The sequence below is a fragment of the Pauljensenia hongkongensis genome (assembly GCF_001746855.1).
GTDB lineage: Bacteria > Actinomycetota > Actinomycetes > Actinomycetales > Actinomycetaceae > Pauljensenia > Pauljensenia hongkongensis.
Genome location: NZ_CP017298.1, coordinates 1,387,974 through 1,400,468 on the forward strand (window position 1 = coordinate 1,387,974; position 12,495 = coordinate 1,400,468).

The following is a 12,495-nucleotide window of genomic DNA, read 5'->3' on the forward strand; positions in this document are numbered from 1 at the left end:
CCGCTCGTGGCAGCTGCGGGCGCGCCGATGGCGGGCCCGGCCAGCCCACCGCTCCGCCCGGCGCACCCGGGGAGGGGAATGCGGCGGCGCTGGTCTGCCCCTCGGACACGGAACGCGCAGTGCCCGTCCATCAGGATCCGCGTTCCACAGTGGAACCACCTTGCCCGCGAGCACCTGAACCCGGGGCGGCGCAATAACGGGCACCCGTCTCCGTCCCCGTCCAGCCCCGACCCGCAGCAGCTGGGCGCCCCAGCCTCCACCTCCGACTCACAACCGGCAGCAACCTCACAACCGGCACCAATAAGGTGCCCTACCTCCGCCCCCCGCCTCGAAGGCAACAAGACGGCAACGAAAAAGGGGAACGCACCGCCATCCCCGCCCCGTGGTTCCTCATAACGCATAGGATTGGCCTATCCCATTCGAGTGAGGTGCAACCATGAGTAGAATCCGCATCCGCTTCCTCCGCTGCATCGGCGCAGCCGCGGCCGCACTCGCGTGCGCCGGCCTGTCCCCCCTGGCCGCGATGGCCGACAGCCCGGACAGCGGAGCAGCATCCGGCGGTCCGGCGGTGAGCACGGCGGGCGCCTCGGCCCCCAGCAGCGAGTCCGCCCCCCAGTCCGCCCCTGCGGCGCAGAACGGGGACGAGGCGCGGCCCGCCCCCCAGGACCCAACCGCCAAGCCCCAAGACCAGACCACAGATCCCCAGGGCCCAACCACCGGCCCCCAGGGCCAGGGCGCCGACCCGCAGGCCCCTGACGCTTCCGACGCCGGACCCGCTGACGGAGCCCCCGCCTCATCGGAGGAGGAGGGGGAGCCCGGGCCGCCGACCCCGGCCACTGGGAAGTGGGTGCGCCACGGAGCCGGATGGAGCTACGAGCTGCCGGACGGCACGCTGCTGAAGAACGGCGTCTTCGACGTGGAGGGACGCCGCTACGCCTTCACCGCCGACGGGTACGTCCCAGTCGGCTGGTACAAGGATCCCAACGGCGTGTGGTACATGTCGACCGAGAACGGCGTGCGCACCGGCTGGTACCGGGAGGGCGGCACCTGGTACCACTTCGCCGACAACGGGGCGATGGACACCGGCTGGCTCTCCACCGGCGGCTCCTCGTACTTCATGACCTCCAGCGGCGCCATGGCCACCGGCTGGTTCCAGGTCGACGGGACCTGGTACTGCTTCGAGTCCTCGGGCGCGATGGCCTCGGCGAAGTGGGTCTGGGCGGGCGCCTGGTACTACTTGACCGGCAGCGGGGCGATGGCCTCGGGCTGGTTCATCGCGGACGGCACGTGGTACTACGCGGGCCCCGACGGCGCGATGCGCACAGGCTGGGTGGCCGACGGCGGCCGCTGGTACTACCTGCACCCCTCGGGGGCCCTGGGCACCGGCTGGCTTCAGGAGGGAGCGAGCTGGTACTACCTCGATCCGGACTCCGGCGCGATGTCCACCGGGTGGGCGGTGGTTTCCGGGTCGTGGAACTACTTCGACCGGTGGAAGGGCTTCTGGGTCTCGGGCCGCGCCGACTTCGAGGCAGACTGGAACTACGCGAAGACCCTGTACAGCCCCACGAACTACCTGGTGGTCGTCGACACCGGCGCCCCGCACTGCATGACGTTCTACTGGGCCGACGACTCCTGGCAGCCGCTGACCGACATGCCGTGCTCGGTGGGCAAGCCGTCGACTCCCACGATCAAGGGGACCTTCACCATCAAGAGCCGGGGCCCGTCCTTCGGCCACGGGTACACGGCGTACTGGTGGACCCAGTTCTCGGGCGACTACCTGTTCCACTCGATCCTGTACTACGAGGGGACCTACACGGTGAAGGACGGAACCCTGGGCGGGCACGTCTCCCACGGGTGCGTGCGCCTGCGCTACGAGGACGCCAAGTGGTTCCACGACACGATCCCCTCGGGGACCTACGTGACGATCTACTGATCCGTTCCGCGAGGCGGGGGCCGGACCGCGTCCGCGCGGCGATCCGCATCGCCCCGTCCACCTTGCCGACGAGGCGGGGGCCGGCTCCTCCGGGAGGGTCCCCGCCCCGGCGTTGTTGGGTCCCCTCCTCGACGGGAAGGGCTGGGCTGCGCCCATCAGGGTCCCCGCCCCGGCGCCGTGGGACCCGGATGGGGCCGTGCGGGTTCCGCCTGCCCCGGGTAGGGCCGGGTGTTCCTGGGATCCTGCGGTTTCCAGTGGGCGGTGCCCCCTGCCCCGGGGGACCGCGCCGCCAGCGAGCCCGCGCCCAGGGCCACGAGGAGTACCCCTTGACCCGGAGGAGGATCGCACCGCAGCGCCGTCGGGACTGCGAGGGACCCCAATGCGGAGCCCCGGGATCCCAATGGGATCCCGGGGCTGTGGGCGGAGACGGCGGGATTTGAACCCGCGAGGGGCTATGCACCCCTACCTCCTTAGCAGGGAGGCGCACTCGACCGGACTATGCGACGTCTCCAGTGCCGACCACTTTAGAACACTTCGCCGCCCCGCGCGAGGCGCTGGCCGTGTGATCTGCGGTCGGCCGCGGAGGGCGGGGGATTCGAACCCCCGGTGCCATTGCTGGCACAGCGGTTTTCAAGACCGCCTCCTTCGGCCGCTCGGACAGCCCTCCAGACGGCTCGATCCTACAGGACGGCGGGCAGGCGCGGGAACTCCGCCGCCTCCCAGGCCCGCCCGCCGCTGCGGAGCGTGCGCGGAAACCCACCACTGCAGAGCGGGCGGGCGCGGGAACTCCGCCGCCGCGGGGCGGGCGGGGAGTGCCCTAACCGCGCAGGCCGAAGAAGTTCCAGGACTTCTTGTCGGGCGCCGGCTCCTCGGGGTGGTCGAGGAGGCCCCGGAAGAGGGCGGGGGCCGTGGGCGGCCACAGCGGCACCCGGATCGCCAGAGTCGCCTGGATCGCGTGGTACACGTCCCAGCGGGAGGACTTCGCGGGCTGGACGCTCTCGTTGCGGGGGCCGAGGCGGCGCACCCAGCGGCCCGGCTGGCCGATCAGGTAGTCGTGGATGTAATCGACGAAGGACCTGTAGCAGTGCTCGAAGTGCTCGACCTCGGAGACGCGGGCGCCGTCGTCCAGCATGGCGCGGCGGATCGCGACGGTCGCGCACACGCCCTCGCAGACGACCCACTGCTGGTGCTCGTCCTCCCCGGGCACGGGGTCGCCCTCGTCGTCCACGACGGTGGCGAACCCGGGGCAGCCGTCGGTGCGGCGCCACCCGTCGACGCGGGCGCGCTCGAAGAGCTCGGTCCCCATCTCGAGCAGGTAGTCGGGCACCTTCCACCCCATCGAGCGCAGGCCGGAGCGGACCTGCAGGGCGAAGCGGGCCAGCTGCATGGAGTGCCCGGTGACGTAGCCGTCGTAGTGGCGGCGCCCGTCGTTCAGGAGCTTGCCGGCCCCGGGGCTCGGGTTCCACTCCTCGTCGTAGTACTCGTGGACGCGCCAGCCGTTCTTGGAGGCGATCTTGTGGGCGAAGGCAGCCATCTTCTCGGCGCGGTCCAGCCATTCGGGTTCCGTGGTGGCCTCGGCGGCGGCCATGTACGCCTCGATCGTGTGGATCAGGGTGCCCAGCGTGTGGACGGGGACTGGCGCGGTGAACGCCTCGTCGTACTGGTCCCACACGAGCCCGTAGTCGTCGGCCCAGCGCTCCTTCTGCTCGTCGAGCATGGAGTTGAGGAGCTCGTGCGCCCCGGGCCGGTTGGCGACGGCCGCCGCGGCCGCGCCGAGCAGCGCGTACACGGTGTGGTACTGGGATTTCACGCGCCCGTCCTCGTCCCAGGGGACGCCGTGCCCGTCGGCGCCGGCCTCGGGCTTGATCGACACCCACATGCCGCCGTTGACGGGGTCCGTGAAGTAGGTGGAGAGCGCCTTGACGGCGTGGTCCGCGTAGCGGCGGGTCCCGGGCAGTCCCATGAGCACGCCCAGTGAGAACACGTAGGCCATGCGCCCCGTGACCGCGAGGTCGATGGACCTGGTCGGATCGGGTTTGCCCTCGGCGTCCAAGTGCGCGAACCCGGTTGGCACGATCGCGCCCTCGGCCTCGGCGATGAGGGCCTGCATCTGCGTGGACAGCCACCTGTTGTGCTCGAGCGAGTCGAACCAGCCCATTGGCGTTCCTCCTGACTTCTTCGTCTGTGGGAGCCGACACTGCATCGGCGTGGAACCAGAGTAGCGCCCGCCCACCTCGTTCGCGCAGGCTTCCGGCCCACGAGGCCGGGGCGGCCTCCCCACGGGCGCTCGCGCCGCGCCGTCGGCTCTGTTCCGGCCCACGAGGCCGGCGCGGCGCGGGCCCGGGGAACCGGCGGCGACACGCTGTGACACCCTTCTCATTCCACGGCGTGGGACGGGGGTTCCGAAACGAGGGCGGGCAATGTCACACTGGGAGTATGCATGAACGAGCAGGCACACCAGCCCTTCCTGAAGACCTCATCAACGTCGACGATGTCATCTCGGCCTACTACGATGTCGAGCCCGACCCCGCGAACGTGGACCAGCGGGTGGTGTTCGGCACCTCCGGCCACCGCGGTGCCTCCTTGGACGGGAAGTTCAACGAGGCGCACATCGTCGCCATCACCGCGGCGATCGTCGAGTACCGCGCCTCCCAGGGGATCAACGGCCCCCTGTTCATCGGGCGCGACACCCACGCCCTGTCCGAGCCCGCGTGGCGCACCGCGCTCGAGGTGCTGGCCGGCGCGGGCGTGGACGCGCGCATCGACTCGCGCGGATCCTACACGCCGACCCCCGCCGTCTCCGTCGCCATCCTGGGCGCCAACGGCGCCCCCGGGCAGCTGCGCACCAGCGGCGACGGCCTGGCCGACGGGATCGTCGTCACCCCCAGCCACAACCCGCCGCGCGACGGCGGGTTCAAGTACAATCCCCCCCACGGCGGCCCCGCCGACACGGACGCCACCAGCGTGATCGCGGCCCGTGCGAACGAGCTGCTGGAGTCGGGGCAGTGGCGCGAGGTGCCCCGCGTGGTGGGCTCCGACCTGCTCCACCATCCCAGCATCACGCCCTTCGACTACCTGGACTTCTACGTGGGCCAGCTGGACCAGATCGTCGACATCGAGGCGATCCGGGCGGCGGGCGTGCGCATCGGCGCCGACCCGCTGGGCGGCGCGTCCATCGACTACTGGGCGGCCATCGGCGAGCGCTACGGCCTGGACCTCACCGTCGTCAACCCGAAGGTCGACCCCGCGTGGCCTTTCATGACGCTGGACTGGGACGGCAAGATCCGCATGGACTGCTCCTCCCCCTACGCCATGGCCTCCCTGCGCCAGGCGATGACCCCCGACGCCGAGGGCAACACCCCCTACGACATCGCCACCGGCAACGACGCGGACTCGGACCGCCACGGCATCGTCACCCCCGACGGGCTGATGAACCCGAACCATTTCCTGGCCGTCGCCATCGAGTACCTGTTCAGCCACCGCCCCGGGTGGGGCGAGGGCTGCGCGGTGGGCAAGACCCTGGTGTCCTCTGCCCTCATCGATCGCGTCGTGGCCTCCCTGGGCCGGGAGCTGGTCGAGGTGCCCGTGGGCTTCAAGCACTTCGTGCCCGGCCTGCTGTCCGGGACCGTCGGCTTCGGCGGCGAGGAGAGCGCGGGGGCATCGTTCCTGCGCAAGGACGGCACCGTGTGGTCCACGGACAAGGACGGCATCATCATGGCGCTGCTGGCCTCGGAGATCCTGGCGGTCACTGGCAAGACGCCGTCGCAGTTGCACGCCGAGCAGGTGGAGCGCTTCGGCGCCTCCGCCTACGCCCGCATCGACGCCGCCGCCTCACGCGAGGAGAAGGCGAAGCTGGCCGCCCTGTCCGCCGACGACGTGACCGCCACCGAACTGGCGGGCGATCCGATCACGGCGAAGCTGGTGCGCGCCCCCGGCAACGACGCGCCCATCGGCGGCCTCAAGGTGGCCACCGAGTACGCGTGGTTCGCCGCCCGCCCGTCGGGCACGGAGGACGTGTACAAGATCTACGCCGAGTCCTTCAAGGGCGCCGAGCACCTGGCCGAGGTCCAGAAGGCCGCGAAGAAGCTGGTGTCCGACGCACTGGGGGCGTGAGCGCGCCCCCGTGAGCCCCGCGACCGCCGCACCCGCGCGGTAGCGGCGCAGCGGCAGCGCGGCAGAACCGTGTCAGGGCCGCCGGGAACCCCTCCAGTGGGCGCCCCGGCGGCCCTTCCGCCTCCACTCGGTCCCTTCGCCGGGGACGCCGGAGGGCGGCGCGGAGACGACCCCGATGAACTCCGTCGGTCCCCTATCCGCCGGGGGCGCCGAATGGTGGGGCCGACGTCCTCGGCCAGCGCGTCGTCGGTCCCTTATCCGCCGGGGGCACCGCCTGACGGGGCCCTGTTGTTCTGCGGCGCCCCGTCCGCCGGGTCCCTTTCTTGAGCGGGTCCGCTCCGCGCGGCCGAGGAAGGGGAACCGCTCCGAGGCCGCCCATGCCACGGGGTCAGGACCGCCCCGCGAGGATGAAAAACGGGAGCAGTAGTGGGTAAGAACCATCTGTGCGGCACGGCCGACGACCTGCGGCGCGCTGGAGCGCGCGCCTCTCTGGGGGCGTCCGTGGTGTGCGCGCTGGTCTGCGCCGTCATGTTCACCATTGGCTCGCTCCAGCGCGGCGTCCTCTTCGCACTGCTGGGCGCCATGACGCTCCTCATAACGATCGACGACTGGCACACCCTGGTCGTCGAGAACAGCGCGCCCCGGCGCTGGCGGCGCGTGGAAGGCGGATACCTGCTCAAAACACCGGGGTCCCTGGCCGTCACCCACGCCGTGACCGGCCTCGGCCTGGTCGTCCTGTCACCGGCGCTTCTGTGGTTCATGGCCCTAACGCGCGTCGTGACGCCGCCTGTGCGCGTCATGCTTACTCCAGGGCTGCTCACGCTGTTCCTCAAGTCCGCGGGGGCGGTGGTACGGCCGTTCCTGTTCCGGCCGTTCCTGCCGGAGATCTTCGTGTCCCCCGCCCTCCTGAGCGTGCGGTGCAACAGTGCGCACCAGTGGACCGCGGAATGGGACGAGCGCACGGAGATCACGGACTCCCGGGGCCTTTCCTGCGTGCACATGGACAACCGCGTCCACAGCGGGTGGCTGATCGGCATGCACGGAGCCCCCTGCGGGCACAGCTACCTGCAGCGGACCGTGTCCCTGCTCGCCCGCCATCCCATCGAGCGCAGGGCGCTGGGAACCGCCGAAGGCGCCGCCGTGCTCGCGAAGATCCTCTGATCCGGGAGGTGGCGGCGGTGTTCTCCAACGACTGGGCCTCGAGCTGCCTGTACCAGGGGTCGCTGCTGCTGCTCGCGTTCGCCTTCCCCTTCTTCCTGTCCGACGGGGCCGGACCAGCAGCGCGCTACGACACGTGCTACCGCGTGGGAGTCACGGTGTGGGCGCTCATCGCGTTCGCCTGCAACCATGTGACCCGCCGCATGAACGTGCACCCCGAACGCTACTGGCGGTGGGGCGCGGACGGTTTCCACATGAGTTCGCCGTGGGCACTGGTGGTGGCCGACTGGGGAGCGACCCTGCTGCTGACCGCCTTGGGCGCGGCCGCCTTCCTCCCGCCCGCATGGGCTCCGGGAACGGGGATCCACATCACCGTGTTCGGCGCCTGCGCCGTGCCATCCGGCATCGGCGGGCTCGTGTTCCGTTTGTCGCAGTCCCACCTCAGGCCGCGCGTCCTCGTCAACGACACGCGGATCACCATCCTGCCCGCGCGCGGGGACGCGTGGACAGCGAGGTGGTCGGACCTGCCGACCGTGGCCCCCGGGGACAGGAGAGCGGCCGCGGCGCTCGAGGAGGCGCTCGAGGCCCAGGTCATGCCCGCCCACTTCGACAGGCCGACTTCCCGCGACGCCGTCATCGCCCTCATCATCCAGGTGGCCCGGCACCCCGGGGAGCGCGGGCGCCTCGCCAGCCCGGAGGGGATCGGGGCGCTCAAGGAGTGGACCGGTCGGATCTGAGCGCCGGGGTCTTCCCACATGCGCGGCCTCCGGCGTAGCCTGGGAGCGCACCTGGTACTCCAAACACTGCGGGGAGGCGCCGTGAGCAGCGGGTTCCACATCGACGACGCGATAGGTGTGCTGTTGAACGGGGGCCGGCAGCGCCACCAGGACGGTGCCCTCTGGGCGGATCACACCGCGGAGGTCGAAGTCGATGGAACCCGTAAGACGATCACTATCGAGGCGGCACACGCGTACACGGTGATCGCAGCGGATGATGGAGGAATCACAATCTCCAACCCATTGGGGCACAACAACGAGGCCGACGGCTCAGGAAACCCCTCGAACAACGAACCGCAAGTCGGCGGCACGTTCCGGATGTCATGGGACGATTACAGGCGCTGCTTCATGTCGTACACGTATGGGCGGATCCCATGATCCCGAGGAAGCTAATCGGGTACGGCGCGGGCGTCACTTGCGTGTCGCTCTTCCTGCTCAACGACTTCCTGTGCACCCACTTGCGCCTGGACTCCCCGCCGCCGGGGGCGCAGTCGTGCCCAAGCGGCATCCACATCAGAAAAGCGGGGCATAGCTCTCATGACCCATTTGGAAACATTCCCATTGGCAGTGATTCCAACGGGAACTACGCGTGGCTGAATGTCGCCGATATGGAAATCGTATTCGGCCATCAGCGCGCATATGCTAGAGCGGATTTTCGAGGGAACGGAGGGCATCAGGAGAGCCCAGCGAAGTTGCTGAACATCGGTGACACCTACACCGCACCCGATATCGGCGCATTCACATTGGAGCAGGTCGAGCCTGCGGGCTTCGTCTTCGGCCCGGCGATCTCGCGAGCAACATTCTGCTTCTCCCCCGCCCCTGCTTTCACCGTCGACCCGCCCATCCTCTGGCGCAACAAACTGATCCCCGACGTTGAGGAACCGCCCCACCTGTGGGGAGGCCAGGACGACGCACCCCCCTACTACGACGCCCCGGACCCCAGCCCGGGCGCCACCACGCCGCAGTCCGGCGCCACCCCCCAGTCCGACACAGCACCACCAAGCGCGCCTGAGCAAGGCGCCGCCAGTACCAATCCCACGGCTGACACCGATCCGCCCGAACCCACCGGCGGGGAGCAGATACCATGAACACCAGGAGACTCCTCGGACGGGGAACGTGCGCCGCCTGCGTGTCGCTCTTCCTGCTCAACGACTTCCTGTGCACCCACTTGCGCCTGGACTCCCCGCCGCCGGGGGCGCAGTCGTGCCCAAGCGGCATCCACATCACACGGGTGGATACACGCTCAGGAGAACCACGGATTGGCCGAACGAACGGCGGCGACGATGTCTGGCTCGAGGTCGATAGCGTCGCAATCCAATTCGGACAACAATCATCCACCCTTGTCGTAGGTGTAAGCGGGACTACCGCACAGCCCAAGACAGTCCATCATTTCACGAACGCCCACGAGAGCGCTGCGGCCCCTGGAGTCGGCACGTTCTCATTGGAGTACGTGCGGCCCGTCGGCGTGGTCTTCGGCCCCAAAGATCCCTGGGCGGTCTTCTGCTTCACCCCAGAACCCGGGTTCACGGTGGATCCCCCCATTCTCTGGCGCAACAAACTGATCCCCGACGTTGAAGAACCGCCCCACCTGTGGGGCGGCCGGGACGACGCGCCCTACAACGACCCGGGCCCCGCCTCGGGCGCCACTGCCCCGCCAGCCCCCCGGAACGGCGCACCACCCACCACCCCCCAGTCCGACGCCACGCCCCAATCCGCCGCAGTGCCGAACGCACCCGCGGTCGGCACGGCGGAGGGCGCCGGAACAACGACCACCGGAGGGCGCTGAGGGACCATGGACATTCGCCGGACCCGTGCGCAAGGGCTCGTAGTCGCCGCGAGAACCACGGTCCTCGTGCTCATCGCCGCCATCGCCGCATCGGTGTCGGGCGGGACGCTATCCTATTTCACCCTGTATATCGGAGCTGTACTCCCCATCCCCGTTATGACAGGATTCCAGGCGCATCCGCCGACCTGGCTGCGCGCGCGCCACTTGTGGCCCCCTGCCCGGCCCCCATTCGCCCATGCCCTCGTCGCCCAGTTGTGCGTCCTCGCGTGGTGGATGGGCGGCTACACGATAACCGCCCTCGCGATCCACCTCACCCGAGGGGTATCACGGGTGACCGTCACGCCCTACGTCATCCAGCTCGCCGTCATCAACGCGATCGGAGGCGCGGCGTGGGCGCTCCTCCTCGCGTGGATCGATGCCCACCGCCCCGCAGACCGCGACCCCGGGGACGGGCAGGAAGATACGCGAGCCGCCGACCGGTCCGGGCCCCTCGACGACCCCGGCATCAGCCCCGTCGACCCGTTTCCCCGGAAGGAGGGGCCCGCGCCTCGAACCCGCTTCCACCAGGACCCCTCTTCCGGTGGCCGTTCAGGCAAGCCTCACCTACCGTTGGAGTAGCGCCAGCGCGCGCCCGCACCCAGCGGAGGACGAGAAGAGGAACGAGGCCACGTGACCCGCCCCCAGGCTCCATCCGAGAACCCCCGACTGCCAGCCGGGCGGCTCGCTTTCCTGCTATTCGCGGGGATCTGCCTGCTCGCGGGCCTCGACGCCGCCCTGGTCCGCCTGGCCGCCACCGCCCCCGTCCCCTCCACCGACCTGGGTGCCGTCCACGGCCTGCTCATGGTGTACGGCTTCCTGGGGACCGCGATCTGCCTGGAGCGCGCAGTCGCCGTGAGCACGGGCTCGGACCGCCCCACGAAGTGGGCCTACCTGGCGCCCCTCACCACGGGCGCGGGAGGCGCCTGCGCCGTCGTCCTCGCCCTGAACGCGGGCCTGCGCGAGGCGATGGCCGCCCTGCCCGTCCCCCGCCTCCTGGCCGCCCACCTCGCCGGGTTCCAGAGCGCCCGCATGGCACCCGGGCTCCTCATCACCACCGGAATGGTCCTGCTGGTCTGCGTCTACGCGCACGTGTGGCGGCGCCGCCAGGCCTCCTACGCGGTGCTCGTCCAGATGCTCGGGGCGCTCATCGGCCTCGGCGGCGCCCTGGCGTGGTGGCGCGGCCTCGAAGTGGCCGCCATCGTCCCCTGGTGGCTGATGTTCCTGGTCGTCACCATCATCGGGGAGCGCCTGGAGCTGGCGCGCCTGAACTTCCTGGCGGGCTCCACCGAGCGGCGGATCACCGCGGAGGCCTGCGCTGTCCTGCTCGCCCTGCCGCTCACCCTCTTCGCCCCCGGGGCGGGCTACCCGGTGCTCGGCCTCGCCCTGGGCGCCGTGGCCGCCGACACCGCCTGGCACGATGTGGCGCGCCGCACCATCAGGGTCCCAGGAGTGCCGCGCCTGGCGGCCGCCTCCATGCTGTGCGGCTACGGCTGGGCACTGGTCCCCGCGCTCATGTGGGTGGTCGCCCCTCCGGTCTTCGACGGCTACGGCTACGACGCCGCCGTCCACGCCCTCACCATCGGTTTCGTGGTCTCGATGGTGATCGCCCACGCCCCCGTCATCATCCCCGCCGTCGCGAAGCGGCCGGTCCCCTACCACCCGGCCATGTGGATCCCCTTCGCCCTCCTCCAGGCCTCCCTGGCCGTCCGGCTGCTGGCCGGGGCGCGCGGAGCAGCGGGCGCGTGGCGCTTCGGCGGCGCCCTCGGCGTGGTCGGGATGCTCGTCTTCGTCCTCACCACCCTCACCGTCACCATCCGCGCTGCCAGGAGCGCCACTCGGGCCGCCCGGGCCCCATCCCCGTCGAACGAGGCGGGGGCTGCCGGAGGGGACCACCATCCTGCCGACGCGCCCTCCGGCACCGCCCGAGCGGCCAGGGACACTGCTGAGGCCGCCAACGGCACCACCGGCACGGCCCCCGCCCCTTCCAGCAGGGAGGACGCATGAGCCCCACCATCGGCCCGCCCCCCGGGAGCCCCGCGCCCCCAGGCGGGGAGCGCCCGGACCCCGGGGCCACCAGCGCGCACGCCCCCTCCGGCGCCACCGCCAAAGGGGGCACCATCCCCATCGGCTCCCCCGACTCCCCCGGCTCCGCTGGTGAGCGCCCGGGGGCGCAGGGCCGCCCCCGCGTGGCCCGCACCGACCGCCTCACCACCGTGTGGCTGTGCCTGGCGGTGCTGGCGGCCGGCGCCACGACCGTCTTCCGCACAGCGCTGCCCCAGCCCCTGTGGACCACCATCCACTTGGTGACCCTGGGCGTCCTCACCAACGGCATCCTCCAATGGTCCTGGTACTTCGCGCGCGCCCTGCTGCGCCTGCCCCCCGGGGACCGCCACTCCGGGCGGGACAATACCCGCAGGATCCTGGCCCTCAACGCGGCCCTGGTCGTCCTGATCGCCTCCATGTGGGCCGAGTGGGCGCCCGGAGCCGTCGTCGGCGCCACGGGGGTCGGGGCAGTGGCCGCCTGGCACGGCCTCGCACTGGTCGTCGCCGCGCGCACCCGCCTGGCCTCCCGCTTCGCAGTGGTCCTGCGCTACTACGCGGCCGCCGCCGCGTTCCTGGTCCTCGCCGCCGTCCTGGCCGGCCTGGTGGCGACCGCCGCGTTCGCGGCCTCCGCGCCGCAGTAGCTGGTC

11 protein-coding genes and 2 tRNA genes are annotated in these 12,495 nt (G+C 71.0%); 10 read left to right on the plus strand and 3 right to left on the minus strand.

All coding sequences use genetic code 11. The features are described 5' to 3' along the window. The first annotated feature begins 436 nt into the window (after window positions 1-436). Window positions 437-1,933 carry a L,D-transpeptidase family protein gene (locus tag BH719_RS10295; RefSeq protein ID WP_009743857.1) on the plus strand — a complete coding sequence of 499 codons (1,497 nt, stop codon included), beginning with the start codon at window positions 437-439 and terminating at the stop codon, window positions 1,931-1,933. A gap of 421 nt (window positions 1,934-2,354) precedes the next feature. Here BH719_RS10295 and BH719_RS05730 read toward each other — a convergent pair. The 3 genes from BH719_RS05730 to BH719_RS05740 form a co-directional block, all read right to left on the minus strand. Continuing rightward, window positions 2,355-2,444: transfer RNA gene (locus BH719_RS05730), tRNA-Ser, on the minus strand. 69 nt (window positions 2,445-2,513) lie between these two features. Next, a tRNA-Ser gene (locus tag BH719_RS05735) sits at window positions 2,514-2,600 on the minus strand. A 150-nt stretch (window positions 2,601-2,750) separates the two neighbouring features. Beyond that, window positions 2,751-4,091: an AGE family epimerase/isomerase gene (locus BH719_RS05740; RefSeq protein ID WP_009743858.1), complete on the minus strand. Its 1,341-nt coding sequence runs from the start codon at window positions 4,089-4,091 to the stop codon at window positions 2,751-2,753. A 278-nt stretch (window positions 4,092-4,369) separates the two neighbouring features. Here BH719_RS05740 and pgm point away from each other — a divergent pair, with 278 nt between their 5' ends. The 9 genes from pgm to BH719_RS10090 all read left to right on the plus strand — a co-directional run bounded on the left by pgm (window position 4,370) and on the right by BH719_RS10090 (window position 12,489). Then, the gene (gene pgm, locus BH719_RS05745) at window positions 4,370-6,046 is read left to right on the plus strand and encodes a phosphoglucomutase (alpha-D-glucose-1,6-bisphosphate-dependent) (RefSeq protein ID WP_009743859.1); all 1,677 of its coding nucleotides are present in this window, start codon (window positions 4,370-4,372) and stop codon (window positions 6,044-6,046) included. Window positions 6,047-6,472: 426 nt separating this feature from the next. Further along, entirely contained in the window at window positions 6,473-7,207 is a 735-nt protein-coding gene (locus tag BH719_RS05750; RefSeq protein WP_009743860.1) for a hypothetical protein, read from the plus strand. Between the two features lie 17 nt (window positions 7,208-7,224). Then, window positions 7,225-7,941 carry a hypothetical protein gene (locus BH719_RS05755; protein WP_157098197.1) on the plus strand — a complete coding sequence of 239 codons (717 nt, stop codon included), beginning with the start codon at window positions 7,225-7,227 and terminating at the stop codon, window positions 7,939-7,941. 81 nt (window positions 7,942-8,022) lie between these two features. Further along, entirely contained in the window at window positions 8,023-8,358 is a 336-nt protein-coding gene (locus tag BH719_RS05760) for a hypothetical protein (protein WP_034255292.1), read from the plus strand. Beyond that, the gene (locus BH719_RS09360) at window positions 8,355-9,068 is read left to right on the plus strand and encodes a hypothetical protein (RefSeq protein WP_157098198.1); all 714 of its coding nucleotides are present in this window, start codon (window positions 8,355-8,357) and stop codon (window positions 9,066-9,068) included. Before BH719_RS05760 ends, BH719_RS09360 begins: the two co-directional genes overlap by 4 nt. Window positions 9,069-9,421: 353 nt before the next feature. Continuing rightward, window positions 9,422-9,766 (plus strand): hypothetical protein, encoded by a 345-nt coding sequence (locus BH719_RS05770; RefSeq protein WP_034255295.1) that lies wholly within the window; start codon window positions 9,422-9,424, stop codon window positions 9,764-9,766. 6 nt (window positions 9,767-9,772) lie between these two features. Next, complete coding sequence (locus BH719_RS05775) at window positions 9,773-10,384, plus strand: hypothetical protein (RefSeq protein WP_009743865.1); 612 nt, start codon at window positions 9,773-9,775, stop codon at window positions 10,382-10,384. Between the two features lie 51 nt (window positions 10,385-10,435). After that, window positions 10,436-11,809, plus strand: a complete 1,374-nt coding sequence (locus BH719_RS05780; protein ID WP_009743866.1) for a membrane protein — start codon at window positions 10,436-10,438, stop codon at window positions 11,807-11,809. After that, window positions 11,806-12,489 (plus strand): hypothetical protein, encoded by a 684-nt coding sequence (locus BH719_RS10090; protein ID WP_009743867.1) that lies wholly within the window; start codon window positions 11,806-11,808, stop codon window positions 12,487-12,489. The genes BH719_RS05780 and BH719_RS10090 overlap by 4 nt, the downstream gene beginning before the upstream one ends. Window positions 12,490-12,495: the final 6 nt, after the last annotated feature.

Bases quoted from the DNA above. Each gene is read 5' to 3' on its own strand.
- BH719_RS10295 (WP_009743857.1), top strand. From the start codon at position 437: ATGAGTAGAATCCGCATCCGCTTCCTCCGCTGCATCGGCGCAGCCGCG.
- BH719_RS05740 (WP_009743858.1), bottom strand. From the start codon at position 4,091: ATGGGCTGGTTCGACTCGCTCGAGCACAACAGGTGGCTGTCCACGCAG.
- pgm (WP_009743859.1), top strand. From the start codon at position 4,370: ATGCATGAACGAGCAGGCACACCAGCCCTTCCTGAAGACCTCATCAAC.
- BH719_RS09360 (WP_157098198.1), top strand. From the start codon at position 8,355: ATGATCCCGAGGAAGCTAATCGGGTACGGCGCGGGCGTCACTTGCGTG.
- BH719_RS05775 (WP_009743865.1), top strand. From the start codon at position 9,773: ATGGACATTCGCCGGACCCGTGCGCAAGGGCTCGTAGTCGCCGCGAGA.
- BH719_RS10090 (WP_009743867.1), top strand. From the start codon at position 11,806: ATGAGCCCCACCATCGGCCCGCCCCCCGGGAGCCCCGCGCCCCCAGGC.